The organism is Geodermatophilus sp. SYSU D00758 (assembly GCF_054049955.1).
In genome coordinates, this window is record NZ_JBJGYK010000043.1 from 1 (window position 1) to 24,599 (window position 24,599).

Here is a 24,599-nt window from a genome sequence, read left to right on the forward strand (position 1 = left end):
GGGGGCCGCGGGCGGGGGGCGGGGGGGGTGGGGGGGGCGCCCCCCCGCGCGCGGGCGGGGCCGCCCCCCCCCCCCGGCGCATGCCCCCGGTGCCGCGGCGCGCCCGTGCCCCGGGCCGGGTGGGCGGTGCAGGGCAGACTGGGGCCGTGACGCAGGTCTGGACGACGCCGCACCACCGCACCCCGGTCGACGCCGTCGTGCCCCTGCCCGGGTCCAAGTCGCTGACCGCGCGGGCGCTCGTGCTCGCGGCCCTGGCCGAGGGCCCCGGCCGGCTCGTGCGCCCGCTGCGCGCCCGGGACACCGAGCTCATGGCGGCCGGCCTGCGCGCGCTCGGCGTGGGGGTCGCCGACGAGGGCGGGGACTGGGTGGTCACCCCCGGCCCCCTGCGCGGCCCGGCCGAGGTCGACGCCGGCCTGGCCGGCACGGTGCTGCGCTTCCTCCCCCCGGTCGCCGCGCTGGCCGACGGCCCGGTGCGGCTCGACGGCGACCCGCGGCTGCGGGAGCGGCCCAACGCCGGGCTGCTGGCGGCGCTGCGCGACCTCGGCGTCCGGGTGGACGACGGCGGCCGCGGGCGGGCGCCGTTCACCGTGCACGGCACCGGTCGGGTGCGCGGCGGCGCGGTGACCGTCGACGCGAGCGAGTCCTCGCAGATCGTCTCGGGGCTGCTGCTGGCGGCGGCCCGTTTCGACGATGGCGCCGACCTCACCGTGGCGGGCGGGCTGCCCTCGCTGCCGCACGTCGAGATGACCGTGGCGGCCCTGCGGGAGCGCGGCGTCGCCGTCACCGCGACCGACGGCGGCTGGCGGGTCGCCCCAGGTCCCGTGGCCGCGCGGGACGAGGTGCTCGAGCCCGACCTGTCCAACGCCGCGCCCTTCCTCGCCGCCGCGCTGGTCACCGGGGGGCGGGTGACCGTGCCCGGCTGGCCCGGGGCCACCACCCAGCCCGGGGGCCGGCTGGACGCGCTGCTGGGCGGCATGGGGGCGCAGGTGACCCGCTCGGGCACCGGCCTGACGGTCACCGGCACCGGCCGGATCGGCCCGCTGGTCGCCGATCTCGGCGAGGTCGGCGAGCTGACCCCGGTGCTGGCCGCGCTGTGCGCGCTGGCCGACGGCCCCTCCCGGCTCACCGGCATCGCGCACCTGCGCGGTCACGAGACCGACCGGCTGCAGGCCCTCGAGGAGGTCCTCACCGCCGTCGGGGCGCGGGTCGAGCAGCTGCCGGACGGGCTGGTCGTCGAGCCCGGCCCGCCCCGCCCGGCGCGGCTGGACTCCTACGCCGACCACCGGATGGTGCACGCCGCCGCCGTCCTCGGGCTGGCCGTCGAGGGCGTGGAGGTGACCGGGCCCGGCGCGGTGGCCAAGACGCTGCCGGACTTCGTCGACCGGTGGGAGCGGATGCTCGCGTCGCACGCCGGGGCCCGCTCCTGAGCCCCCGCAGGCACGACAGCCGGTCGGACGAGGACGACGTCCGGGTCCGGCCGAACCGGCGTGGCTCGCGGCCCCGCACCCGCACCCGTCCCCGCCACGAGGACGCGGTGCCGGGCCTGGTGGTCGCGGTCGACCGGGGCCGCATGACCGTCCGCGTCGAGGGCCCCGGCCGGAGCCCGGTCGAGGTGACCGCGATGCGTGCCCGGGAGCTGGGCCGGCACGGCGTCGTCGTCGGCGACCGGGTGCGGCTGGTGGGTGACACCAGCGGCCGGCCGGACTCCCTGGCCCGGATCGTCGTCATCGAGGAGCGGACGACGTCGCTGCGCCGGACCGCCGACGACACCGACCCCACCGAGCGGGTCGTGGTGGCCAACGCCGACCAGCTGGTGATCGTCACCGCGGTCGCCGATCCCGAGCCGGCGCTGGGTTTCCTCGACCGCTGCCTGGTGGCCGCCTACGCCGGCGGTCTGGAGCCGCTGCTGTGCCTGACCAAGACGGACCTGGCCAGCCCGCGGGCCCTCCTGGACCGCTACGCGGGGCTGGAGGTCGACGCGGTCGCGGTGTCCCGGGAGGCGTCGCTGGAGGAGCTGCTGGCCCGCCTGCGGGGGCGGATGAGCGTGCTCGTGGGCCAGTCCGGGGTCGGGAAGTCGACCCTGGTGAACCGGCTGGTGCCCGACGCCGACCGGGCCATCGGCGAGGTCACCAAGATCGGCAAGGGGCGGCACACGTCGTCGTCCGCGGTGCTGCTGGACCTGCCCGACGGGGGCACGGTCATCGACACCCCGGGTATCCGCTCGTTCGGCCTCGCGCACGTGACCGCGGAGGACGTGCTGGTGGCCTTCGACGACGTCGCCGAGGCCGCGGTCGACTGCCCGCCCGGCTGCGGGCACACGGCCGAGGACCCCGACTGCGCCCTCGACGCCTGGGCCGATGCCGGGCCCCCGGGGCGCCGGGAGCGGCTGGCCAGCGTCCGGCGGCTGCTCGAGGCGGTCGGCCAGCTCGACCCCGGCCACTGAGAGGACCCCCTCCTCCCCACCCCTCGCACGCTCGCGGCGGGCCCCTACCAGGGCCACGCGCGGCGATCATGGCGCCACGACCGCCGCGCGGGCCCACGGCGTGGTCACGGTGCCATGATCACGGGGACGGGGGCCGCTACACGTCGACCCAGCCGCCGGAGCGCCAGTAGAGGCCGGCCTCCCGCGAGAGCAGCCCCTCGTCGACCAGGTACCGGCGCAGCGCCGCCACGTCGGGGTGCCACACGGCCAGCAGCGCGTTCACCTCGCGCTCGGGGTAGCGCACGCCCACGTCGAAGACCCGCACCAGGTGCTCGAGGACGACCCGCCGCTTGCCACGGGCGGCCGGGATCGACACCAGCCGCCCGGCGCGCACGAACGCCGACAGGACGGCGTCCTCGGCGGGGTCGTCCGACAGCGGCTCCGGTGCCGGAGCGGCTCGGGCCGCCGCCCGGGCGACCTCCCCGAAGCGGTCGGTGAGCAGTTCGAGGTCGTGCCGGTCGCGCCGGACCAGCCCCGCCCGGGCCAGCCGGCGGGCGGCCAGCGCGACGTCCTTGAGGGACAGCCCGGACGCGGCGGCGACCTCCTCGATGGTGCCCGCACCCAGGGCCAGCGCGGCGACCACCTTGAGGCGGGCCGGGTCGGCGAGCAGCCCGGCGATCGTCGCGGCGTCCACCCCGCGACGGTATGCCGTGGGCCGGCCGGGGGTAGGGGCCCGGGCATGGTGAGCCCCATCGACATCCAGAAGGCCCTTTCCGGCATGGACTACCCGGCCGGCAAGGAGCAGATCGTGCAGCACGCGCGCGACAACGGCGGCAGCAAGGACGTCGTCGACGCGCTCGAGAGGATCGACGACCGGGAGTACGAGGGGCCCAGCGGGGTCAGCGCCGCCGTCTTCGACTGACCCCCAGTAGGTTCGGTGCCCATGACACCGGGCCGGGACCTCACGGGGGACATGCACCTGGCGCACGTGCTCGCGGACCAGGCGGACTCCATCAGCCTCGACCGCTTCCGGGCGCAGGACCTGCAGGTCGACACGAAGCCGGACCTCACGCCGGTCACCGACGCCGACCGCGCGGTCGAGGAGCAGCTGCGGATCACCCTGGCCCGCGCCCGCACCCGGGACGCCGTCCTCGGTGAGGAGCTCGGGATGACCGGGCACGGTCCGCGGCGCTGGGTGCTCGACCCGATCGACGGGACGAAGAACTTCGTCCGCGGCGTGCCGGTGTGGGCCACGCTCATCGCGCTGTTCGACGGCGACGAGCCCGTGGTCGGCCTGGTCTCGGCGCCGGCGCTCAACCGCCGCTGGTGGGCGGCGAAGGGCGTCGGTGCCTGGACCGGGCGGCGGCTGGAGTCGGCGACGCGCTGCACCGTCTCCCAGGTGCACGAGCTCGGCGACGCGAGCCTCTCCTACTCGAGCCTGTCGGGCTGGGAGGAGCGGGGCCTGCTCGAGGGCTTCCTCGACCTCACCCGCGCCGCCTGGCGCACCCGCGCCTACGGCGACTTCTGGAGCTACGTGCTCCTGGCCGAGGGCGCGGTCGACGTGGCCTGCGAGCCCGAGGTCTCCGTGTGGGACCTCGCCGCCCTCGACGTGATCGTCCGGGAGGCCGGGGGCCGGTTCACCGACCTCACCGGCGCCCCGGGGCCGACCGGCGGCAGCGCGCTGGCCACCAACGGCCTGCTGCACGGCGCTGCGCTGGGGCTGCTCCGGGCACCCGACCCGGCCTGACGCTCAGCCCGACCGCCAGCGCTCGGCGGCGGCCCGCAGCGCGGGATCGGCGCGCGGTGGCACCGCCGCGCCCGGAGCGGCCGGCCGGTGGGCCTCGACCCCGGTCCCCGAGGCGGCCAGCAGGGCGGCACCGACGGCCGAGGCGCTGCGCAGCGGCAGGTGGCGCACCGGCCGGCCGAGGACGTCGGCGAGCAGGTGCCGGACGACGGCCGGCCGCCCGCCCCCGCCGGTCAGCAGCACCTCGCCCGGGCCCGGGTCGAGCAGGTCCACGGCCGCCGCGACCGCGAACACCACCCCCTCGACCGCGGCGCGCACCAGGTCGGCCCGCGTGGTCCCCGCCGACAGCCCGGTCCAGCGCCCCCGCTCCCCCGGCCCGGCCACCCCGCCGCGCTCGCCGGTGAGGAACGGCCGGAACACCACCCCGCCGGCTCCCGCCGGGGCCGCCGCGGCCACCTCGAACAGCTCCGCGGCCGCCAGGCCCAGCACCCGGCCCACCCACTCCCACGCCGAGCCCGCGTTCTGCAGGGCGGCCATCCCGTACCAGCCGCCGCGGGCGCCGGCGTAGCAGTGCACCGGGGGGTCGTCGGCCGGGGCGGGGACCCGGTCCGGCTGCAGCACCTGGGCGCCGGTGCCCAGGTTGACCTGCACCCCCCCGGCGGGCCCGGCGGCGAGCAGGGCCAGCGGGGTGTCGGCGGCACCGACGACGACGGGCACAGCGCCGACCGGCAGCCGCGCCGTCCCGGCGACCCGGTCCCCGTCCTCCACGACCGGCAGGACGCCGGGGTCCACGCCCGCGGCGGCCGCGGCGGCCGGCGACCACCGGTCGGCGACGACGTCCCACAGCAAGGTCGCCGAGGCGTCGCTGCGGTCGGTGACCCGGGGGTCGGCGCCGGGCAGGAGGGCGGCGCGCAGCGCGTCCTTGGGCAGCAGCACCGCCGCCGCGCGGGTCAGCAGGGCCGGCTCGTGCTCGGCGAACCAGGCCAGCAGCGGGCCGGTCATGCCGGCCACGAGCGGGTTGGCCAGGGCCGCCCGGTCGGCCGGCGGCAGCGCCCGCCAGCGGGCGACCTGCGCCGCCGCGCGGCTGTCCGGCCACAGGGCCGCCGGCGCCAGCGGCACCCCGCGGTCGTCGACCAGCACCGCGCCGTGCATCTGCCCGGACAGCCCGAGGCCGGCCACCCGCCGCCCGGCCAGGGCGGGCGTCACCTGCGCCAGCGCGTCGTCGAGCGCCCGCCGCCACACCGCCGGGTCGGTCTGGGCCCAGCCCGGCCGGGGTGCGTCGACGGGGTAGGCCGACTCGCCCTCCGCCAGCACCACCCCACCCGGGTCGAGGGCCACGAGCTTGAGCCCGCTGGTGCCGAGGTCGGCCCCCAGCAGGACCTCGCTCACCGCGGCCGGTGGGCGGTCCCGCCGGTGCGCCCGTTGCGGTCGGCGAGCAGCCCGGCCAGCGTGCTCAGCGCGATCTCCGCCGGCGTGCGGGAGCCGATGTCCAGCCCGATCGGCCGGTGCACCCGGGCCACCTCCTCCGGCGGCACGCCGAGGGCGGCCAGCGCGGCCACGTGCGGGCCCTCGTGCCGCGGGTTGCCCATGACGCCGACCCAGCGCACCCGCCGCGCCAGCGCGTCGCGCAGGACCTCGCCGAGCTCCGGCCGGTGGTGGTCGGTGACGACGACGTCGACGCCGGCCTCCGGCAGGTCACCCGGCAGCGCCCCGAAGGCCGTCAGGTCGGCGCCGCGGGCCGGGTCCGGGTCGAGCAGCAGGGTGCGGAAGCCGAGCTCGGCCCCCCAGCGCAGCAGCACCTCGGCCACCGGGGAGGCGAACACCGCCACCAGGGCCCGGCCGGTCGCCGCGGGCGCGGGGTCCCCGTGGGCGACGCCGCAGTTCGGGTCGGTCGCGGTCATGCGGCCCTCCTCCGCGGGCGGTCGCGGAAGGCGGGGGGTGCGGGTGTGCGGCTCGGCGTCATGCCGGGATCCTCACCGCCGCCGTCCCGCGCCACCAGGGCTCCGGCCCCGACGACGGCCGGCAGCGCCGGCACCCGGGGGTTCCGGACGCGGGCGATCCGGGTAGGCGCGCGGTCCCGACCCCGGGAGGTCCCGATGAGCTCGACCGCCGTCCCGGACGGGCTGCGCCGCACCGCCCGCGTCCTGGGCCTGGCCAGCGCCGGCCTGGGCGCGGCCATGCTGCGCGACCCCGAGGGGGTCGCGCGGGTGTCCGGGGTCGACGACTCCGACACGGCGCTCGGCCTCATCCCGGCCGTGGGGGCCCGCGAGCTCCTGCACGCGGTGCCGCTGCTGGCCGGGCGGCCCGCCTGGGCCTGGACCCGGGTCCTCGGCGACGCCGTCGACCTCACGGCCATGGGGGTCGCGCTCTCGTCCCGCCGGGGCGAGCGGTACCGGCGGCTGCGCGCGGCGACGGTCGCCGTCGGAGGGCTGGCGCTGCTCGACGTCCTCACCGCCGTGCGCGCCTCCCGCGTCCGGCGACGTGGCCCCGGCGCCGACCTCCCCGCCACCCCACCGTGGCAGGGCACGGTCGAGGTCTCGGCGGCCACGACCGTCAACAAGCCCCCCGCCGAGGTCTACGGCTACTGGCGGGACCTCACGCGGCTGCCCACCTTCATGGCGCACGTCCGCGAGGTCCGTCCGCTGGACTCCGGACGGCGGACCCGCTGGGTCGCCGAGGCCCCGGGGCGGCGCACCGTCCAGTGGGACGCCGAGGTCGTCGAGGACCGCCCCGACCGGCTGATCAGCTGGCGCTCCCTGCCAGGGGCGCGCATCCCGAACACCGGCACCGTCGAGTTCACCCCCGCGCCGGGCGACCGCGGCACCGAGGTCCGGGTGCGGCTGGCCTACGGGCAGCCCGGCGGCCGGGCCGGCAAGGCCGTGGCCAAGCTCTTCGGGGAGGCGCCGGACCAGCAGGTCCGCGACGACCTCGCCCGCTTCAAGCAGGTGCTGGAGACCGGGCAGGTGGTCCGGTCGGCGGCCACCCCCGAGGGCCCGTCCGCCGCCCGCATGCTGCGCCAGCGCGCGGCCGCCCCGCCCGCCTGACCCGATCCCGGAGAGGAACCACCGTGCGCGCCACCCAGTGGATGGGCAAGCACCACGTCGAGGTCGACGAGGTCCCCGACCCGCAGATCCTGAGCGACCGCGACGCCGTCGTGGAGGTCACCTCGACGGCGATCTGCGGCTCCGACCTGCACCTCTACGACGGCTTCGTCCCCACGATGCAGCGGGGTGACATCCTCGGCCACGAGTTCATGGGCCGGGTCGTGGAGGTCGGGAAGGGGGTGGGGAACCTGCGGGTCGGCGACCGGGTCGTCGTCCCCTTCCCCATCGCCTGCGGCGCGTGCTCGGCCTGCGAGCGCGGCCTGTTCAGCGTCTGCGAGAACTCCAACCCCAACGCCGGCATCGCCGAGAAGGCCATGGGCCACTCACCGTGCGGCATCTTCGGCTACTCCCACATGATGGGCGGCTACCCCGGCGGGCAGGCGCAGTACGTCCGGGTGCCGTTCGCCGACGTGGGCCCGCTGGTGGTCGAGACCGACCACACCGACGAGCAGCTGCTGTTCCTCACCGACGTGTTCCCCACCGGCTACATGGGCGCCGAGCACTGCGAGATCCGGCCCGGCGACGTCGTGGCGGTCTGGGGCATGGGGGCCGTCGGCCAGTTCGCCGTCGCGAGCGCGAAGCTCATGGGTGCCGAACGGATCATCGCCATCGACCGCTTCGACTACCGGTTGGAGCGGGCCCGGCAGGCCGGGGCGACCGACGTCCTCGACTACGAGCAGGTCGACGTCACCGACGCGCTCAAGGAGCTGACCGCCGGGCGCGGGCCGGACGGCTGCATCGACGCCGTCGGCCTCGAGGCCCACCACCCGACGACGGCCGTGCAGGCCTACGACCGCACCAAGCAGGCGGTGATGTCGGAGACCGAGCGCCCGCACGCGCTGCGCGAGGCGGTCATGTCGGTCGCCAACGGCGGCACCGTGTCCATCATCGGTGTCTACGGCGGCCTGATGGACAAGTTCCCGATCGGCTCGCTGATGAACCGGTCGATCACCGTGCGCACCGGCCAGACGCCGGTGCAGCGGTACATCCGGCCGCTCTACGACAAGATCCGCAACGGCGAGATCGACCCCGGTTTCGTCGTCTCGCACACGCTGCCGCTGGAGGCGGCGCCGGAGGCCTACCGCATGTTCCGGGACAAGGAGGACGGCGCCAACAAGATCGTCCTCAAGCCCTGAGGGTCGCCCACGGCACCGCCGCCGTCCCCGTCAAGGGTCAGGCGACACCGCGCAGCGTCAGGCGACACCGCGCAGCGTCAGGCGACACCGCGCAGCATCAGGCGACACCGCGCAGGCGGACGGTGAAGCCGGTGGCGGCCGCGGTCAGCGCGATCTCGACGTCGGGCAGCTGGTGGCTGAGCCACAGCCCCCGCCCGCCGGCGGAGGACTCCTCGCGGACCAGGCCGGCCAGGGGGTTGGCGGGGCCGGGGCCGGTGTCGTGGACGTGCACCACGACCCGCCCCGGCGCCGCCCAGGCCGTCACGGTGGCGGGCGGGCGGCCGTGCCGGTGTGCGTTCTCCACCGCCTCGGACACCGCGAGGACCAGCTGCTCGAGCGCGTCGGAGCCGATCAGGCCGTCCGCGACCGCGGCGATGCGGTGCCGGGTCCGCCGCGGTGAGGGGTCGGCCAGCACCAGCGTCGGCGGGGTCGACTCCAGGGGGTCGACCGGGGACGGCAGGGGCTGGAAGTCGGCGACGTCCTGGTAGCGCGGGCTGGCGGTCGCCCCGTCGGGGGTGACGAGCCTCCGGTGGGTCCGCTCGACGACGTCACGCACGGTCGCGGGCACCGTGGTCGCGTCGTACAGGCAGCGGCTCCACACCGGCCGGTCGCCCCAGGCGGTGTTGACGCCGGACTCGTACCGGTCCCACCCGCCGGCGGCGAACCGGCCCCCGTTGCCCTCGTGCGGGACGTCGCCGGCGATCCGGATCTGCCGGGCGCCGGCCGCGAGGTGCCGGTCGAACTCCCGCCGGTACGCCTCGATGGCACCGGCCGGCGAGGCGTACAGGCTCCGGTCGGCGATGAAGGTGACCGCGTCCGGGGACGGCAGGGCCGCCCGCAGCAGCGCGGTCTTGCGGTCGTCGTAGCCGATGATGACCGGCTCGTCCGCGGCGACGCCCTCGGTCACGAACGGCACGATCAGGTCCAGGAACTCCGCGTCGGAGGCGTAGAACCCGGCTTCGTGGAAGTGCCCGACGTGCCCGCGCGCTGCACCCGCCCTCACGCGGTCACCCCCGACCCGGTGACCCGCAGGCAGGCCTCGGGGAGCAGCGCCAGCAGCCGGCCGGTGAGCCGGGGTGCCGAGCGCAGCGACAGCGCGACGTCCGCGGTCCGGGCGTAGGCGTCGAGCGTGACCAGCAGCTTGTGGTCGTGGAAGGCCACGCCGGCCATGTCCACGACCAGGGCGCCGGTGCCGGCCCCGGGCCGCAGCCGGGCCAGCAGCCGGTCGAGGACCGGGACGGTGGCCAGGTCGAACTCGCCGGCGAGGCCGAGCGCACCGTCGGGGCAGGCGAACACCCGGAAGGACGTCTCCGCGAGCGGGTCCCCCGGTGCCGGGGGCTCCTCGTCGTGCAGCGCCGCGAACGCGGCCACGGTGTGCACCCCGAGCTCGGTGCGGTAGCCGCACATCGCCGAGAACGGGTGGTCGGCCATGTAGCCGTCGACCAGGAACTCGTAGCGGGCGAACGCGTCCTGCTGCGCCGGGGTGCGGGCCAGGTCGGTGACGTCGGCGCCCACCCGCAGACCCCGGAAGCCGTCGGCCAGGGCCGCCTCGGTCGCCGCCGCGTAGCCCGCCAGCACCCGCTCGGGCTCGACCACGCCACCGGGCCCGTACACCCCCGCGGTGGGCAGGAGCTGCACCGTGCCGTCGACCAGCAGCCGGTCGACGTCGCCGAGGCCCGCCAGCTCGGCCCGCGCCGCGTCCACGCCACCGGCCCCCGTCCACGCCACCCGGAGCCCCTCGCGGAGCCCGTCGGCGAGGAACGCCGAACGCCGGCGGTCGAACTCCCCCGGGTGGCGGTGCACGCAGCACCGGTGGCCTCGGGGACCGCGGCCCGGTCCGGGATCAGGGCGCGCGTCCGACCTCACGCCGCCACGCTACGCCCGGCACCCCCCGTCCGTGCCGCTGACGTGGCCTTCCCGGCCGGCCCCGGGCCGCCGGTCTCAGCCGCGCGCCAGCCCGTCGACCCGGGTGACCTCCTCGGGGGTCAGGGAGAAGCCGGCGATCGCGGCGTTGGCCGCGATCCGCTCCGGGGTGGCCGACTTCGGGATGACGACGACGCCGTGCTCGAGGTGCCAGCGCAGCACCACCTGGGCTGGGGTGACGCCGTGCGCGTCGGCCACCTCGCGGAGCACCGGGGCACCGAGGTCGGTGTTCTTGAACGGGCTGTAGCCCTCGAGCACGACGCCGCGCTCGCGGTGCCCATCCTCCACCGCCGCGTCGTACCGGGACGGCGCCCACGGCACCTGGTTGACCGCCGGCCGCTCCCCGGTCGCCCGGGTCACCTCGTCCAGCTGGGCCAGGCTGTAGTTGGAGACGCCGACGTCGCGCGCCCGCCCGTCGTCCCGGACGGCGAGGAACCGGCGCCACAGGTCCACCCCGGCGTCCCCCGGTGGCCAGTGCACGAGCCACAGGTCGACCCGGTCCAGGCCGAGCGCGTCCAGCGAGGCGGCGATCGTCTCCTCGGGCCGGTCGGCCCGCGCCGGGGGCAGCTTGGTGGTCACGAAGACCTCCTCGCGGGGGACGCCGGAGTCGCGCAGCGCCCGGCCGACCTCGGCCTCGTTGCGGTACATCGTGGCCGTGTCGACGTGCCGGTAGCCGGCGTCCAGGGCGGTGCGGACGGCGTCGTAGCACTGCCGGCCGGACAGCTGCCAGGTGCCGAACCCGAGCAGCGGCATGCGGCCGCCGCCGGGCAGGTCGGCCGTGGGGATCTGCGTCATGCCCGGCACCTGCCCCGGAGGGTGAGTGCGGACACCTGCCCGGCGTCGGTCTGGTGGGATGGGCCCGGGGCGCCGGCGGTCGGCGCCCGGCGAGGAGGGCAGCCGTGCAGTACGCCGAGTCCGTGGTCGACCTGGTCGGCAACACCCCGCTGGTCCGGCTGACGTCGGTGACCCGCGACCTCGGCCCCGACGCGCCGCTGGTCCTCGCCAAGGTCGAGTACCTCAACCCCGGCGGGTCGGTGAAGGACCGCATCGCCGTCCGCATGGTCGACGCCGCGGAGGCCGGCGGGGCGCTCCGGCCCGGCGGCACCATCGTCGAGCCGACCAGCGGGAACACCGGCATCGGGCTGGCGCTGGTCGCCCAGCAGCGCGGCTACCGGTGCGTGTTCGTCTGCCCCGACAAGGTCGGCCAGGAGAAGATCAACGTGCTGCGGGCGTACGGCGCGGAGGTCGTCGTCTGCCCCACGGCGGTGGACCCGGCCGACCCGCGCTCCTACTACTCGGTCTCCGACCGGCTGGCCCGGGAGACGCCCGGCGGCTGGAAGCCCGACCAGTACTCGAACCCGGCCAACCCGCAGAGCCACTACGAGACGACCGGCCCGGAGATCTGGGCGCAGACCGACGGCCGCGTCACCCACTTCGTCACCGGCATGGGCACCGGCGGCACGATCAGCGGCGTCGGCCGGTACCTCAAGGAGGCCTCGGAGGGGCGGGTGCGGGTCATCGGCGCCGACCCGGAGGGCTCGGTCTACTCCGGCGGCACGGGCCGGCCCTACCTGGTCGAGGGGGTCGGCGAGGACTTCTGGCCCTCGACCTACGACCGGGGCATCGCCGACGAGGTGATCCCGGTCAGCGACGGCGACTCCTTCGCCATGACCCGGCGGCTGGCCCGCGAGGAGGGCCTGCTGGTCGGGGGGTCCTGCGGCATGGCGGTGGTGGCCGCGCTGCGGGCCGCCGAGCGGCTGACCGCCGACGACGTCCTCGTCGTCCTCCTGCCGGACGGCGGCCGCGGCTACCTCGGCAAGATCTTCAACGACGAGTGGATGGCCGACTACGGCTTCCTCGAGGAGACCGGCGGCGAGACCGTCGGGGAGCTGCTGTCCGGCAAGGGCGGGACGACGCCCGAGCTGGTGCACACCCACCCCAACGAGACGGTGCGCGAGGCGATCGACATCCTGCGCGAGTACGGCGTGAGCCAGCTGCCCGTCGTGCGGGCCGAGCCGCCGGTGACCGCGGGCGAGGTGGTCGGGTCCGTGGGCGAGAAGATCCTGCTGGACGCCCTGTTCGCCGGCCGGGCCAGCCTGTCGGACCGGGTCGAGCGGCACATGTCCCCGCCGCTGCCGATCATCGGCTCCGGCGAGCCGGTGAGCGCCGCGGTGGCCGCGCTGGGCTCGGCCGACGCGCTGCTGGTGCACGAGGACGGCAAGCCGGCCGGGGTGGTCACCCGGCAGGACGTGCTCGGGCACCTGGCCGGCCGCCCTGCCGGCCCCGGCCCTACCGTCGGGGCATGACCGGCTTCAACACGCGCGCCATCCACGCCGGGCAGGAGCCCGACCCCGCGACGGGGGACGTGGTGGTCCCGCTGCACCTGGCCACCACCTTCAAGCAGGACGGCGTGGGCGGGCTGCGCGGCGGGTACGAGTACAGCCGCAGCGGCAACCCGACCCGGACCGCGCTCCAGGAGGCCCTGGCGTCGCTGGAGCGGGGCACCACCGGCCTGGCGTTCGCCTCCGGCCTGGCCGCGGAGGACACCCTCCTGCGGACGGTGTGCGAGCCGGGCAGCCACGTCGTCCTCGGCGGCGACGCCTACGGCGGCACGTTCCGGCTGATCTCGCGGGTGGTCTCCCGGTGGGGGGTCGAGCACACGCCGGTCGACCTCAACGACGCCGACGCCCTCCGCGCCGCGATCCGGCCGACCACGCGGGTGATCTGGTGCGAGACGCCGACCAACCCGCTGCTCAACGTCGCCGACATCGCGCTGCTGGCCGAGGTGGCCCACGACGCCGGCGCGCTGCTGGTCGTCGACAACACCTTCGCCTCGCCGTACCTGCAGCAGCCGCTGACCCTCGGCGCCGACGTGGTCGTGCACTCGACCACCAAGTACCTGGGCGGGCACTCCGACGTCGTCGGCGGGGCGCTGGTCGTCTCCGACCCCGGGCTGGGCGAGCAGCTGGCCTTCTCCCAGAACGCCATGGGCGCGGTGTCGGGGCCGCTGGCCGACTGGCTGGTGCTGCGCGGCATCAAGACCCTCGGCGTGCGGATGGACCGGCACCAGGCCAACGCCGCCCGCGTCGCCGAGCACCTCTCCGCCCACCCCGCGGTGTCGGCGGTGCTCTACCCCGGTCTGCCCGACCACCCCGGCCACGAGATCGCCGCGAAGCAGATGTCCGGGTTCGGCGGCATGCTCTCCTTCCGGCTGACCGGTGGCGAGGAGGCGGCGCTGCGGGTCTGCGAGCGCGCGCAGGTCTTCACCCTCGCCGAGTCGCTGGGGGGCGTCGAGTCGCTCATCGAGCACCCGGCGCGGATGACCCACGCGAGCGCGGCCGGCTCGCCGCTGGAGGTGCCCGCCGACCTGGTGCGGCTCTCGGTCGGCATCGAGGACGTGGAGGACCTGCTCGCCGACCTGGACCAGGCCCTGGCCTGACCCGCGACCCTGCCCTGACCCGCGGCCCTGCCCTGACCCGCGGCCCTGCCCTGACCGTCGTGCCTCCCCGCGCGTTGCCGCCCTGCCCCCTCGTCGGGCGGCGGCCACCCGGCGTCCTACGTCTTCGAGTGCAGTTGCACTCAGAGACGTAGGACCGTCAGGGGGATCCTGCTGCTGCGCGGGCAGGCCGGCACCGCGTCGCGACCCGTCCGCCACCGGGTCCCGCTGCCGGAGCTCAGCGCCCCAGCCGGGCCGTGAGCCACTCCCGGGTGCGGGCGTCGGCCTCCCGCCCGCGGTCCCGGGCCTCCCGGAGCGGCTCGGCCAGCTGACCGGACAGGCAGTGCTCGAGCGCCGCGTCCAGCCGCTCGCCGGTGACCTCCTCGGCGGCCAGCACGACCGGCCAGCCGAGCGCACCGGCCTGGGCGGTCACCTTGGCCCCGCCCGCGATCGGCTCGCAGGCGATGACCGGGCGGTCGTGCTTGACCCCCAGCACGAGGGCGTGCAGCCGCATGCTGACCACCACGTCGGCCCGCCGGATCAGCGCCTCCACCTGCACGGGACGGCGGCGGTGCGGCTTCTCGAACAGGTCCATCGACAGCTCGAACCAGGGCAGCGCCCGGGTGGCCAGCCACTCCTCGATGGCACCGCGCACCCGGTCGGCCTGGGAGCGGTCCCCGTACTCGCCCTGCGCCGGGGTGAAGGCCACCCCCACCACCGGGGCCGACGGGGTCGGTCCCTCGACGGCGAGGTCGGGCCGGGCCGCGCCGTCGGCGTCCCGTGCCCAGACCTCGTCGAACAGGGCCCGCCCCGCCTCGCTCACCACGGAGACGTTCACCGCCCAGCGCCGGCTGCCGGCGAAGGTCTCGCTCAGCTCGCGCAGCAGGGGCGAGTCGCTGAGCGGGCCGCTGACGAAGACCAGGTGGGTGTAGTCGGCGGGGTCGACGTCGCGCCAGTTCACCCCGCTGCCCAGGTAGGGCGCCTCCGCGACGTCGTGGTCGACCCCCGCTTCGGTGAGCCACCGCGTCACCGTGGCGGCACCGAGCTGGTCGCCCACGGTGGCGATCACCTCGTCGAAACTGAACCATCCGGCCACGAGCACACGCACGGCCGCCAGCCTCCCAGCCGGGCGCCGGACGGGCGCGCCGAAGCGGGGAGATCCAGGTCGCAGCGGTTGCCCGGTACGCCCCGACCGGGAGGAGGATGCGCCCATGAGCACCACCGACGCCGTCGACCCGGCCGCCCGCGAGCAGGAGCGGGCCCGCCTCCGGGCCGCGCACCTGCGCCCGGCCGGCGAGCGCCCCGCCTCCACCGCCCGGGGGCTGCACCACACCGCGCTGATCAGCAGCGACGTGGAGCGCACCGTCCGCTTCTACCAGGACGTGCTGGGCTTCCCGCTGACCGAGCTGATCGAGAACCGGGACTACCCGGGCTCCTCGCACTTCTTCTTCGACATCGGCAACGGCAACCTGCTGGCCTTCTTCGACTTCCCCGGCCTCGACGTAGGGCCCTACGCCGAGGTGCTCGGCGGGCTGCACCACGTGGCCATCAGCGTGGAACCCGAGCGCTGGGACCGGCTGGTGGAGCGGCTGACCGAGGCCGGCGTGGAGCACGCCGTGCACAGCGGGGTGTCGGTCTACTTCCGGGACCCCGACGGGGCCCGCATCGAGCTGATCGCCGACCCGCTCGGCGAGATGTACGGCTCGCAGGTGCTGTAGCGGAGTGCCCCGTGCGAGATCTCCTGGCACGGGGCACTCCGCTCGACTGCGTTCAGCGCTGCTCGACGAGGTCGGCGTAGTCCGGGTGCCGTTCGATCCACGCCCGCACGAAGGGGCAGCGCGGCACCGCCCGCAGGCCCGCGGCGCGCACCTGGTCGAGCGCGCCGCGCACGAGCGTGCTGCCCACCCCGCTGCCCTCCTGCTCCGGGTCGACCTCGGTGTGGGTGAACACCACCCGGTCGCCGCGGCGGTGGTAGGCGGCCAGGCCGAGGACCCGGTCGCCGTCGCGGACCTCGTAGCGCCCGGCCTCCGGGACGTCGGTGACGGTGAGCTCCATGGACGGCGGCAACCGCGCGGGCCCGGCCCGTGTTCCCGGGCTCAGCCGCTGACCGTCAGCGCCCCGGTCGGGCACTGCGCGACCGCGTCGCGGACGGTGTCGCGCTCCTCCTCCCCCGGCTCGGGCACGAGCACGCGGACCGCGCCGTCGTCGTCGACCTCGAAGACCTCCGGGGCGAGCAGCTCGCACTGGCCGGAGCCCACGCAGCGCTCGCGGTCGGCGGACACCCGCATCAGCGCATCCCGGTCAGCCGCGCGGGCAGCCGCTTGAGGCCGTTGACGAACGACGAGCGCAGCCGGTCCGGCGGGCCGGTGACCTCGAGGTCCGGCAGCTGGTCGAAGATCGCGCGGAAGGTCACCGCCAGCTCCCGGCGGGCGAGGTGGGCCCCGAGGCAGAAGTGCGGGCCCTTGGAGCCGAAGCCGACGTGCGGGTTGGGGTCGCGGCCGACGTCGAAGACCTGGGGGTCGCGGAACGCCTCCGGGTCGCGGTTGGCCGCGGCGTAGAACAGCAGGAACTTGTCCCCGGCGGAGAACCGGTGGCCGTTCAGCTCGCCGTCCCGGGTGGCGGTGCGCCGCATCCAGGTGACCGGGCTGACCCAGCGCACGACCTCCTCGACGGCGGTGCGGTCCAGGGCCGGGTCGGCGGCCCAGCGGGCCCGCTGGTCGGGGTGCTCGGCCAGCGCGAGCAGGCCCTGGGACAGGGCGTTGCGGGTGGTCTCGTTCCCGGCCACCAGCAGCAGGATGAAGAACGAGGCGATCTCCTGGTGCGAGAGCTTCTCGCCGTCCACCTCGGTGGTGACCAGCGCGGTGGTGAGGTCCTCGCGCGGCTGCTCCAGCCGCTCGGCGGCCAGCCGCTCCATGAGCGCGGCCATCTCCATGCCGGCGGTGAGGAACGCGGTGAGGGGGTCGCCGTCCTCGATGAGCTCGGGGTCGCCGCCGGAGAGGATGATGTTCGACCGGTTGAGCACGCCGGGGCGGTCCTCCTCCGGGATCCCCATCATGTCGCAGATGACCCGCAGCGGGATGGGTGCGGCGATGTCGGCGACGACGTCGATCGAGCCGTCACCGGCCTCGGCCGTGCGCCGGGCGGCGGCCAGGACGTCGTCCACCACCGCGCGCACCGAGTCGAGGGTGCGCTCGAGCATGCGGGGGGTGAAGGTCTTCGAGACGATCCGGCGGATCTTGGCGTGCCGGGGGTCGTCCATGCTGATCAGGGAGCCGTAGAACTCGTGCAGCTCGGCCGGGATGTCCTGCATCGACACCGCGCCCTTGCCGGAGCAGAACAGCGCCGGCTGGGAGCTGATCGCCTCCAGGTCGGCGTAGCGGGTCACCGCCCGGTAGCCCGGGCCGGTCGGGATCCCCGGGATCTCCGGCTCGGCGAAGAAGGCGAACGGGCGCTCGCGGCGGAGGCGGTCGAAGGCGGCGTGCCGCTCCGCGGGTGGGCGCACCCACCAGTCCCGGTCGGAGAGGTCGACCTCGTCCAGGTCGACCGGGACGGGGACGGGGGCCTCGACGCTCACGGGCGGTCTCCTCGGGCAGACGGTCAGTGGTGACCGTCACGCTAGAGAGGACCGGGCGTGGTGCACAACACACCTCGCGACCGGTCGGACGTCGGCCTCGGGACGATGGTCGCCCCCGTCCCGGCCCCTCCGGCCCTCCCCGCGGCACCGTCGTCCGGGGACGGTTCGGTACCGGTGGGCACGTCGACGGAGCCGTCCCGCCGCCTGTCGAGGGGGTGCGTCGTGACCGGCACGCGGATGACGGAGGACCGGTCCACCGCCCGGAGGGCCGGGGTGGTCAGCGCCCTGCTGGAGCGGCGGGTCCGGGCCGGCCTGAAGCGGTACCTCGACGGGACCCCGGACCGCTGGCCACCGGCGGCCGGCCGCCGAGGCCCGGTGCCGGTGGCCCCCGGCGTGCACGCCCTCGCGCTCGGCCCCGGCGTGCTGGCCTCGAACTGCTACCTGGTCCGATCCGGGGACGCGTGGGCGCTGCTCGACGCCGGGTGGGCCGGCGACGCGGAGGCCGTCCGGCGGGCGGCCGAGTCGCTGTTCGGGCCCGGCGCCCGGCCGACGGCGATCCTGCTCACCCACATCCACCCCGACCACTCCGCCGCCGCCGGCGACCTCGCCCGTGCGTGGCAGGTGCCGGTGCACGTCCACCCGGACGAGCTGCCGATGGCCGCCGGGAGGTACCTGCCCGAGTTCGACACCCCGCTGGACCACTGGCTGGTCATGCCGGTCATGCGCCTGCTCCCGGCGGCGACGCGGGCCCGGATCGAGGCGGCCGGGGACATCACCGACGTCACCCGCCCCCTCGAGCCCGACGGCGCCGTCCCCGGGCTGCCCGACTGGGAGTGGGTCGCCGCGCCCGGGCACACCCCCGGCTCCGTCGCCTACCTGCGCCGGCGCGACGGTGTCCTCGTCTCCGGTGACGCCCTCGTGACCGTGGACCTGGGCTCGGTCCCCGGTGCGCTGTCGGGCCGGCAGCGGCTCGCCGGCCCGCCGTGGTACTCGACCTGGCAGCGGCGGACGGCGCGACGGTCGATCGCGGCCCTGGCCGCGCTGCGCCCCCGGGTGCTGCTGCCCGGGCACGGGTACCCGCTGACGGTGGGGACGGCGGAGGCGCTGCGCGACCTCGCGCACGAGGACGGCAGCCCTCGCCGGCGGAGGGTCGACCGCCTGATCGTGCCCGTCGGGGATCCCCGCGCGGACCGCTACCGCCCGCCGCCCCGGCTGTACGCGCGGCTGCAGTGGCTGGGGCACGCGCTGACCGCCTTGGGGTTGAGCCCGGGCTGCGTGGTGACCCTCGAGGTGCCGGGCCGCCGCAGCGGGGTGGTCCGCCAGACCAACCTGGTGCGCGCCGAGCACGACGGCCGGGGCCACCTGGTCTCCCTCACCGGCGAGTCCGAGTGGGTGCGCAACGTGCGGGCGGCCGGAGGCCGGGCCGTGCTCGCCCGCCGCGGGCGTCGGCAGCCGGTGACGCTGGTCGAGGTCCCGGTGCCCGACCGCGCCCCGGTCATCCGGGCCTACGTGCTCAGGGCGGGACGGCGCCCGGGCACCACCGCGGTTCGGCGTGAGGCCCGGGCGTTCTTCGGCGTGGGCCCCGACCTCGCCGACGGCGAGATCGCCACCGTGGCCGACCGGTTCCCGACGTTCCGCGTGCTGCCCGACCCGGCGGTCCCGCCGACCGGCGCCCCGCGGCCGGGCACCGGGTGAGCCCGGTGGCGGGCTCAGCTGCCGCGCCTCCGAGGAGGGGGCTCGGGGTCGGCGTCCGCCCGCAGCGATCGGGGGATCCCGCCGGGATGGGACACGTGGCCGGTCTGGTGCTCGGGGTGGTCCTCGCCCCGCCGGTCGCCGCGGGTCGCGTAGAGGCTGGTCGCGGTCACCAGGGCGAGGATGCCCACGATGACCCCGAGGGAGAGCAGGGTCGGGATCTCCGGGACCCCCGGCCACACCCCGTGCGCCCAGTGGAGGACCAGCTTGGTGCCGATGAAGGCGAGGATGGCGGCCAGGCCGTAGCCCAGGTGCACCAGCTTGCTGAGCGCCCCCTCGAGCACGAAGTAGAGCGCCCGCAGCCCGAGCAGCGCGAAGGCGTTGGTGGCGAACACGAGGTACGGGTCGCCGGTGATGCCGTAGACGGCGGGCACCGAGTCGACCGCGAAGACGACGTCGGTGGCGAGGACGGCGAGCACGACGAGCGCGAACGGGGTCGCCGCGCGCCGGCCGGCCTGCTGCACGAACAACCGGGGACCGTGGTAGTCCTCGGTGACCGGCATGAAGCGGCGCAGCAGCCGCACCGACCGCATCGAGGCGACGTCCACCTCGTTGCCGTGGCCGGACGTCTGGTCCCGCAGCACCTTCACCGCGGTCACCAGCAGGATCCCCCCGAAGAGCAGGAAGGCCCAGCTCAGGTTCTGCAGGGCCGCCGCCCCGAGGGCGATGAAGACGCCCCGCAGCACCAGCGCGCCGACGATGCCGTAGAGCAGCACCCGCTGCTGCAGCGGCGCCGGCACGGCGAAGGCCGACAGCAGCAGCATGAAGACGAACAGGTTGTCCACGGACAGGGACTTCTCGACCAGGTAACCGGTCAGGTACTCCAGCCCCGTCTGGGAGCCGTACCGCGCCCACACGAAGACGGCGAAGGCCAGCGGCAGCGCCACGTAGAAGACCGACCAGCCCACCGCCTCGCGCATCGACACGGCGTGCGGCCTGCGGGTGATCACGAAGTCGAGGGCCAGCAGGACGACGACGGCGGCGATGGTCGCCGTCCAGAGGACCGGCGTCCCGATCGTCTCCAGGGCCGCCGGCGCCTGCGGGAGCGCGGCGAGCACCGTCCCGCCGGACGCAGCTGAGTCCATGGTCCCCACCCTCGCGATCCTCCTGCCGGGGCGTCCCTGGACGCCCCGGCGGCACGGGTCCGGATGCCGGCCGGCTGCACGCGGCGCCGACCGCAGCCGTCCGGGTGTCCCTTCCCGACCGGAGCGGGGGCAGTCCCCCGCCCACCGGTCGTCACGGGACCGCAAAGAGGGCCCCTGCACGGACGACAGGGGCCCTCACGGTCACCGTGAGGGCCCCTGTTCCTGGTAGCGGGGGCAGGATTCGAACCTGCGACCTCTGGGTTATGAGCCCAGCGAGCTACCGAGCTGCTCCACCCCGCGTCGCGACTCCCACCATACACGGCGCTCCGGACGCGCTCAGGGGCCCCGGGCCCGGCCTTCCCCCTCGTCGGACGGCTCCGGGGCCTCGGGGCGGTCAGCGCAGGAGCGTGCCGGTGACCACCTCGTTGCTGATCGACGGCCCGGGCAGGGTCACCCGGCGCAGGGCCGAGGTGTCGAAGCCGGCGCGGGCCAGGCCGGCGGCGGTGTCCCGGTTGACGTGGCAGCCCCCGGCCAGCCGGCCCCACAGGCGGTCCAGCCGGTCCTGCCGGGCGGCGGTGCGCGGATCGGCCGAACGGACGTGCTCCAGCACCAGCAGCCGCCCGCCGGGCCGCAGGACGCGGTAGGCCTCCCGGGCCACGGCGTCGAGGTCGTCGACGCTGCACATGGTCAGCGTGGTGATCACCGTGTCGGCGCTCCCCGTGGCCAGCGGCAGCGCCTCGGCGCCGACCTCGTGCAGGTGCGCGGCGGCGGGCATCCGGCGGGCCAGCCGGGTGACCATGTGCGGGTCGGGTTCGACCAGGTGGAGCTCGGTGACGGCCGCGGGCAGGGCGGCGAGGTTGTGCCCCGTCCCGCTGCCCAGGTCGACGACGGTGCCACCCGCCCCGCCCACCAGCTCGCGGCGGAGGTCGCCGAGCGGTCCTGCCTCGGCGGCGCCGCTGAGGCGGTCGTAGGCCCAGGCGAAGAACCGGTGCCCGCGTCGGGCGGGCAGGGGGACGGGGGTCGGGCGGGTCGGCGCGCTCACGGGTGCTCCTCGGGGTCCGGTGTCGTGCCGACACCGTCGCCCCCGGCGCTGACGGCGCGCTGAGACGGCGCTGAGACCGGTCAGCCGGGGGGTGCGGCGGCCAGCCGGTCCCGGTCGCGCCGGCCCTCCTCGAGGAGCTCGCCGACCGCTCGGTCGTCGAGCCGCTGCCGCAGTCGGGCGAGCACGCGGTCGACGTCCGCGCGTTCCGCGGCGGCCAGCGGTGCACCGGCCGTCGTCCGGAGCGCCTCGGCGGCGCCGAGCAGCCGACCCGCCGACGCCACGTCGCCTCCGGCGGCGGCGACGGCGGCGAGGCCCTCCAGTGCCAGCGCGACGGCGCGCCGGTCCCCGGTGGCGCGGGCGGCGGCCAGCCCGGCGCGGTGGTGCGCCTCCGCAGCGGGCAGGTCGCCGTCGAGCTCGGCGAGGCTGCCCAGCCGGGCCCGGGTCAGCGCGATGCCGCTGGGAGCGGCCACCGCCTGGTAGTGCGCCAGCGCGGCCCGGTGGTGGTCGCGGGCCGCCGCGAGGTCACCCTCGGCACGGGCGACGTGGCCGAGGGCGTTGCGCACGTAGGCCACCACGTCCGCGCTGCCGGCCGCCCGGGCGACCTCGAGCGCCTCCTCGAGCACCGTGCGGGCGCGGTCGGTCGCCCCGGTGAGCGCTAGCACGTTGCCCAGCTGGCCGAGCACCGAGGCGAGCAGGTCCGGCAGGCCGAGCCGGCGCAGCGCCGACCCGGCCGCGGTGAGCCGGGCGACGGCCGCCCCGTAGTCCCCGCGGGCCTCGGCCACCAGTGCCTGCTGCACCCGCACCCGTGCCAGCCCGTGGCCGTCGTCGGCCGCCGCGAAGGCGGTCTCGGCGCTGGTCAGGGTCGCCTCCGCCCGGTCGAGGTCGACCGCCGACTCCGCGGCACCGGCGACCAGCAGGGCGAAGCCCAGCGCCCACGCCCGGGGCCAGGGGGTCGCCCCGTCCTCCGGGAGCCCCGCAGCGATGCGTGCCGCGAGCGTGGCCTCCCGCGCGGCCTCGGCCGGTTCCCCGCGGGAGAACCGGTGCAGGGCGGCCACGGCGAGCGGGACGGCGCGCGCCGGGTCGCCGGACAGCCCGCGCACCGCCCGCTCGGTGAGCGCGGGCACGGCCGGGTCCCGCAGCACCGCGGCGATCAGCGCCCCGGAGGTGGCCAGCGCCGGCGCGTCGTCGTCCCCGGCCAGGTCCAGGGTCCGGCGCACGGCGTCCAGCGCCTCGGCGTGGGGGCCGCGCAGGAACCAGAACCAGCCGAAGGCGGTCGCGAGCGGGACGGCGACGTCCGCCCGCCGGGCGCCGGTGGCCCAGGCCAGTGCCGCGCGGGCCTCGTCGGCGAGGCCGGCCAGCACGGCCAGGGCCTCCGGGGCGCGGGCGCCGTGCACGAGGTCGGCGGCGTCGCGTACCCGGCGCAGGTGCACCTGCGCGTGCGCGAGCCGGGCGGCGGGCTCCTCGCCGTCCTCGGCCAGCCGGTCGCACGCGTAGGCCCGCAGGATCCCCAGCATGCGGAAGCGCGCGGACGCCCCGTCGCCCTCGCGGGCGAGCATCGACCGGTCGACCAGCGCGGCGACCACGTCCAGGGCGGTGTCGGGGTCCAGGCCGGCGGCGGCGAGCAGCTCCTCGGCGGTGTCCAGCGCGAACGGACCGGTCAGCGTGCCGAGCCACCGGAAGGCCCGCCGTTCGTCGGCGGAGAGCAGCTCGTGGCTCCAGCCGACCAGCGCCTCGAGGTGGAGCTGGCGCGGGGCGGCGGAGCGGTCCCGGTTGCGCAGCAGGCCGAAGCGGTCGCCCAGGCGGGCGGCGATCTCCGGCAGCGGGAGCGCCCGCGCCCGCGCGGCGGCCAGCTCGAGGGCCAGCGGGACCCCGTCCAGGCGGCGGCAGATCTCGCGGACGGCGGCCAGGTCGCGCGCGTCCGGGCGCAGCGTGCGGTCGGCGGCACGGGCCCGGTCGAGGAAGAGCCGGACGGCCTCGCTGTCGTCGTCCAGCGCGCCGACCGGCAGCGGCGCGAGCGGCACGACGTGCTCACCGCCGACGTCGAGCACCGCCCGGGAGGTGGCCAGCACCTGCACCGCCGGCGCGAGCCCCAGCAGCTCGTCGACGAGGTCGGCGACGGCGTCCAGCACGTGCTCGCAGTTGTCGAGCAGCACCAGGGCCGGCCGGTCGGCCAGCGCGGTGGCCGCGCGGGCCACCGGGGACGGCGCGGGTCCCCCGGCCGGGTCCGGTGCGCCCGTGACGCCGAGCGCCGCGGCGACCGCGTCGGGGACCTGGGCGGGCCCGGGCACGGCGGCCAGGTCGACGAACCAGGTGCCGCCGGGCCTGCGGTCGGCGGTGCGGCGGGCGGTCTCGACCGCAAGCCGCGTCTTCCCGACTCCTCCGGGGCCCAGCAGGGTGACCACCTGCGCCGGCCCGGCGAGCGCCTCCTGCAGGACGGCGAGCTCGGCGGTGCGGCCGACGAAGCTGCTCCTCGGCCGCGGCAGCCCGCCGCGGGTACGGGCGGCCGGCGTCCCCCGCGAGAGGTGTGCCGCAGGGGACGGGCCCGGCCGGGCCGGCCCGTCCAGGGCCGGGTCGCCGGCCAGGATGCGCCGGTGGAGCGCGGTGAGCTCGGAACCCGGGTCGAGGCCGAGCTCGTCGCGCACGTGCGCCGCCCCGGCGCGGAGGACCCCGAGCGCCTCGGCCTGCCGGCCGCTGCGGTGGAGGGCCAGCGCCAGGCGCGTGCGCAGCCGCTCCCGCAGCGGGTGCTCGGCGACCGGCCCGGTGAGGTCACCGACGACCTCGACCGCGAGGCCGAGGGCGAGCCGGGCGTCGGCGAGGTCCTCGACCGCGGCCAACCGCGCCTCGGAGAGGCTCGCCGCGGCCACGCCCGCCGCGGGGAGATCGGGCAGGTCGGCCAGCACCGGCCCCCGCCACAGGGCGAGGGCCTCCCCCAGCAGCGCGGCGGCCTCGGCGGGCTCCCCGCCGGCCAGCCGCAGCCGGCCCTCACGGGTGAGCTGCTCGAACAGGTGGGCGTCGAGCTCACGCGGCCCGAGGGCCAGGCGGTACCCCGGCGGCCGGGTGGTCACCCGATCGGCGCCGACCAGCCGGCGCAACCGGGACACCAGCGCCTGCACGGAGTTGACCGGGTCGGCCGGCGGGGTCCCGCCCCAGATCTCGTCGGCGATGCGGTCGGTCGACACGACCTCGCCGCGCGCCAGGGCCAGGACGGCCAGCAGCGCCCGGTCCCGGTGCCCCGGGACGTGGACCGGGCCCTCTCCGGCGCTGAGCTCCAGGGGCCCGAGGACGCCCACCCGCATGCCGGCGATCGTAGGGGCCCCGGCGGGGGGTCCCGGCCCCGGCGGG

At 77.0% G+C, this 24,599-nt stretch carries 23 protein-coding genes and 1 tRNA gene; 10 read left to right on the forward strand and 14 right to left on the reverse strand.

Annotated features, from left to right (window positions below; translation table 11 throughout):
• Positions 1-146: 146 nt before the first annotated feature.
• Together aroA and rsgA are read left to right on the forward strand one after the other, a co-directional pair.
• Positions 147-1,427, forward strand: a complete 1,281-nt coding sequence (aroA, locus tag ACI8AC_RS21315) for a 3-phosphoshikimate 1-carboxyvinyltransferase (protein WP_456899846.1) — start codon at positions 147-149, stop codon at positions 1,425-1,427.
• Positions 1,428-1,534: 107 nt separating this feature from the next.
• A complete protein-coding gene (gene rsgA / locus ACI8AC_RS21320; RefSeq protein WP_456899847.1) occupies positions 1,535-2,443 on the forward strand; it encodes a ribosome small subunit-dependent GTPase A in 909 nt (302 codons plus the stop codon).
• A gap of 136 nt (positions 2,444-2,579) precedes the next feature.
• On the opposite strand, the gene ACI8AC_RS21325 is transcribed toward rsgA, so the two are convergent.
• The gene (locus ACI8AC_RS21325; RefSeq protein ID WP_456899848.1) at positions 2,580-3,116 is read right to left on the reverse strand and encodes a DUF2087 domain-containing protein; all 537 of its coding nucleotides are present in this window, start codon (positions 3,114-3,116) and stop codon (positions 2,580-2,582) included.
• 45 nt (positions 3,117-3,161) lie between these two features.
• On the opposite strand from ACI8AC_RS21325, the gene ACI8AC_RS21330 reads away from it, so the two are divergent.
• Both ACI8AC_RS21330 and hisN read left to right on the forward strand, forming a co-directional pair.
• Positions 3,162-3,344, forward strand: coding sequence for a DUF2795 domain-containing protein (locus tag ACI8AC_RS21330; RefSeq protein ID WP_456899849.1), 183 nt, complete (start codon positions 3,162-3,164; stop codon positions 3,342-3,344).
• A gap of 21 nt (positions 3,345-3,365) precedes the next feature.
• Entirely contained in the window at positions 3,366-4,169 is an 804-nt protein-coding gene (hisN, locus tag ACI8AC_RS21335) for a histidinol-phosphatase (RefSeq protein WP_456899850.1), read from the forward strand.
• 3 nt (positions 4,170-4,172) lie between these two features.
• On the opposite strand, the gene ACI8AC_RS21340 is transcribed toward hisN, so the two are convergent.
• Together ACI8AC_RS21340 and ACI8AC_RS21345 are read right to left on the reverse strand one after the other, a co-directional pair.
• A complete protein-coding gene (locus ACI8AC_RS21340; protein WP_456899851.1) occupies positions 4,173-5,555 on the reverse strand; it encodes an FGGY family carbohydrate kinase in 1,383 nt (460 codons plus the stop codon).
• Positions 5,552-6,067 (reverse strand): XdhC family protein, encoded by a 516-nt coding sequence (locus ACI8AC_RS21345; RefSeq protein ID WP_456899852.1) that lies wholly within the window; start codon positions 6,065-6,067, stop codon positions 5,552-5,554. The genes ACI8AC_RS21340 and ACI8AC_RS21345 overlap by 4 nt, the downstream gene beginning before the upstream one ends.
• Before the next feature lie 195 nt (positions 6,068-6,262).
• Between ACI8AC_RS21345 and ACI8AC_RS21350 the strand changes: the two genes are divergently transcribed.
• Both ACI8AC_RS21350 and ACI8AC_RS21355 read left to right on the forward strand, forming a co-directional pair.
• Positions 6,263-7,210, forward strand: a complete 948-nt coding sequence (locus ACI8AC_RS21350) for an SRPBCC family protein (RefSeq protein ID WP_456899853.1) — start codon at positions 6,263-6,265, stop codon at positions 7,208-7,210.
• A 23-nt stretch (positions 7,211-7,233) separates the two neighbouring features.
• The gene (locus ACI8AC_RS21355; protein ID WP_456899854.1) at positions 7,234-8,406 is read left to right on the forward strand and encodes a zinc-dependent alcohol dehydrogenase; all 1,173 of its coding nucleotides are present in this window, start codon (positions 7,234-7,236) and stop codon (positions 8,404-8,406) included.
• A 97-nt stretch (positions 8,407-8,503) separates the two neighbouring features.
• Here ACI8AC_RS21355 and ACI8AC_RS21360 read toward each other — a convergent pair whose 3' ends face one another.
• The 3 genes from ACI8AC_RS21360 to ACI8AC_RS21370 all read right to left on the reverse strand — a co-directional run bounded on the left by ACI8AC_RS21360 (position 8,504) and on the right by ACI8AC_RS21370 (position 11,163).
• The gene (locus ACI8AC_RS21360; RefSeq protein WP_456899855.1) at positions 8,504-9,448 is read right to left on the reverse strand and encodes an anti-sigma factor RsbA family regulatory protein; all 945 of its coding nucleotides are present in this window, start codon (positions 9,446-9,448) and stop codon (positions 8,504-8,506) included.
• Positions 9,445-10,248, reverse strand: a complete 804-nt coding sequence (locus ACI8AC_RS21365) for an MEDS domain-containing protein (RefSeq protein WP_456899856.1) — start codon at positions 10,246-10,248, stop codon at positions 9,445-9,447. Before ACI8AC_RS21365 ends, ACI8AC_RS21360 begins: the two co-directional genes overlap by 4 nt.
• A gap of 138 nt (positions 10,249-10,386) precedes the next feature.
• Complete coding sequence (locus ACI8AC_RS21370; protein WP_456899857.1) at positions 10,387-11,163, reverse strand: aldo/keto reductase; 777 nt, start codon at positions 11,161-11,163, stop codon at positions 10,387-10,389.
• 104 nt (positions 11,164-11,267) lie between these two features.
• Here ACI8AC_RS21370 and ACI8AC_RS21375 point away from each other — a divergent pair, with 104 nt between their 5' ends.
• On the forward strand, positions 11,268-12,674 hold the full coding sequence (locus tag ACI8AC_RS21375) for a cystathionine beta-synthase (protein ID WP_456899858.1): 1,407 nt from the start codon (positions 11,268-11,270) through the stop codon (positions 12,672-12,674).
• Positions 12,671-13,807 carry a cystathionine gamma-synthase gene (locus ACI8AC_RS21380; RefSeq protein WP_456899859.1) on the forward strand — a complete coding sequence of 379 codons (1,137 nt, stop codon included), beginning with the start codon at positions 12,671-12,673 and terminating at the stop codon, positions 13,805-13,807. Before ACI8AC_RS21375 ends, ACI8AC_RS21380 begins: the two co-directional genes overlap by 4 nt.
• Positions 13,808-14,042: 235 nt before the next feature.
• Here ACI8AC_RS21380 and ACI8AC_RS21385 read toward each other — a convergent pair whose 3' ends face one another.
• Positions 14,043-14,912, reverse strand: coding sequence for a polysaccharide pyruvyl transferase family protein (locus ACI8AC_RS21385; RefSeq protein ID WP_456899860.1), 870 nt, complete (start codon positions 14,910-14,912; stop codon positions 14,043-14,045).
• 103 nt (positions 14,913-15,015) lie between these two features.
• Here ACI8AC_RS21385 and ACI8AC_RS21390 point away from each other — a divergent pair, with 103 nt between their 5' ends.
• Positions 15,016-15,522 (forward strand): VOC family protein, encoded by a 507-nt coding sequence (locus ACI8AC_RS21390; protein ID WP_456899861.1) that lies wholly within the window; start codon positions 15,016-15,018, stop codon positions 15,520-15,522.
• Between the two features lie 52 nt (positions 15,523-15,574).
• Here the strand turns inward: ACI8AC_RS21390 and ACI8AC_RS21395 are convergent, their stop codons facing one another.
• From ACI8AC_RS21395 to ACI8AC_RS21405, 3 genes are read right to left on the reverse strand one after another with little or no spacing between them, the layout of a single operon-like run.
• Complete coding sequence (locus ACI8AC_RS21395) at positions 15,575-15,859, reverse strand: GNAT family N-acetyltransferase (RefSeq protein WP_456899862.1); 285 nt, start codon at positions 15,857-15,859, stop codon at positions 15,575-15,577.
• A 41-nt stretch (positions 15,860-15,900) separates the two neighbouring features.
• Positions 15,901-16,092, reverse strand: coding sequence for a ferredoxin (locus ACI8AC_RS21400; RefSeq protein ID WP_456899863.1), 192 nt, complete (start codon positions 16,090-16,092; stop codon positions 15,901-15,903).
• A complete protein-coding gene (locus ACI8AC_RS21405) occupies positions 16,092-17,378 on the reverse strand; it encodes a cytochrome P450 (protein ID WP_456899864.1) in 1,287 nt (428 codons plus the stop codon). The genes ACI8AC_RS21400 and ACI8AC_RS21405 overlap by 1 nt, the downstream gene beginning before the upstream one ends.
• A gap of 222 nt (positions 17,379-17,600) precedes the next feature.
• Between ACI8AC_RS21405 and ACI8AC_RS21410 the strand changes: the two genes are divergently transcribed.
• Positions 17,601-19,073, forward strand: coding sequence for a nitroreductase/quinone reductase family protein (locus tag ACI8AC_RS21410; protein WP_456899865.1), 1,473 nt, complete (start codon positions 17,601-17,603; stop codon positions 19,071-19,073).
• Between the two features lie 14 nt (positions 19,074-19,087).
• Here ACI8AC_RS21410 and ACI8AC_RS21415 read toward each other — a convergent pair whose 3' ends face one another.
• From ACI8AC_RS21415 to ACI8AC_RS21430, 4 genes are all read right to left on the reverse strand, one after another.
• Positions 19,088-20,215, reverse strand: coding sequence for a TerC family protein (locus tag ACI8AC_RS21415; protein WP_456899866.1), 1,128 nt, complete (start codon positions 20,213-20,215; stop codon positions 19,088-19,090).
• Between the two features lie 223 nt (positions 20,216-20,438).
• Positions 20,439-20,515: transfer RNA gene (locus tag ACI8AC_RS21420), tRNA-Met, on the reverse strand.
• A 94-nt stretch (positions 20,516-20,609) separates the two neighbouring features.
• Positions 20,610-21,257 carry a class I SAM-dependent methyltransferase gene (locus tag ACI8AC_RS21425; protein ID WP_456899867.1) on the reverse strand — a complete coding sequence of 216 codons (648 nt, stop codon included), beginning with the start codon at positions 21,255-21,257 and terminating at the stop codon, positions 20,610-20,612.
• Positions 21,258-21,337: 80 nt separating this feature from the next.
• Positions 21,338-24,553 (reverse strand): AfsR/SARP family transcriptional regulator, encoded by a 3,216-nt coding sequence (locus ACI8AC_RS21430; protein ID WP_456899868.1) that lies wholly within the window; start codon positions 24,551-24,553, stop codon positions 21,338-21,340.
• Between the last annotated feature and the right edge of the window lie 46 nt (positions 24,554-24,599).

Excerpts from the sequence above, each read along its gene's own strand:
- ACI8AC_RS21330 (WP_456899849.1), top strand. The coding sequence starts at position 3,162 with ATGGTGAGCCCCATCGACATCCAGAAGGCCCTTTCCGGCATGGACTAC.
- hisN (WP_456899850.1), top strand. The coding sequence starts at position 3,366 with ATGACACCGGGCCGGGACCTCACGGGGGACATGCACCTGGCGCACGTG.
- ACI8AC_RS21345 (WP_456899852.1), bottom strand. The coding sequence starts at position 6,067 with ATGACCGCGACCGACCCGAACTGCGGCGTCGCCCACGGGGACCCCGCG.
- ACI8AC_RS21350 (WP_456899853.1), top strand. The coding sequence starts at position 6,263 with ATGAGCTCGACCGCCGTCCCGGACGGGCTGCGCCGCACCGCCCGCGTC.
- ACI8AC_RS21370 (WP_456899857.1), bottom strand. The coding sequence starts at position 11,163 with ATGACGCAGATCCCCACGGCCGACCTGCCCGGCGGCGGCCGCATGCCG.
- ACI8AC_RS21380 (WP_456899859.1), top strand. The coding sequence starts at position 12,671 with ATGACCGGCTTCAACACGCGCGCCATCCACGCCGGGCAGGAGCCCGAC.
- ACI8AC_RS21390 (WP_456899861.1), top strand. The coding sequence starts at position 15,016 with ATGAGCACCACCGACGCCGTCGACCCGGCCGCCCGCGAGCAGGAGCGG.
- ACI8AC_RS21395 (WP_456899862.1), bottom strand. The coding sequence starts at position 15,859 with ATGGAGCTCACCGTCACCGACGTCCCGGAGGCCGGGCGCTACGAGGTC.
- ACI8AC_RS21400 (WP_456899863.1), bottom strand. The coding sequence starts at position 16,092 with ATGCGGGTGTCCGCCGACCGCGAGCGCTGCGTGGGCTCCGGCCAGTGC.
- ACI8AC_RS21415 (WP_456899866.1), bottom strand. The coding sequence starts at position 20,215 with ATGGACTCAGCTGCGTCCGGCGGGACGGTGCTCGCCGCGCTCCCGCAG.
- ACI8AC_RS21430 (WP_456899868.1), bottom strand. The coding sequence starts at position 24,553 with ATGCGGGTGGGCGTCCTCGGGCCCCTGGAGCTCAGCGCCGGAGAGGGC.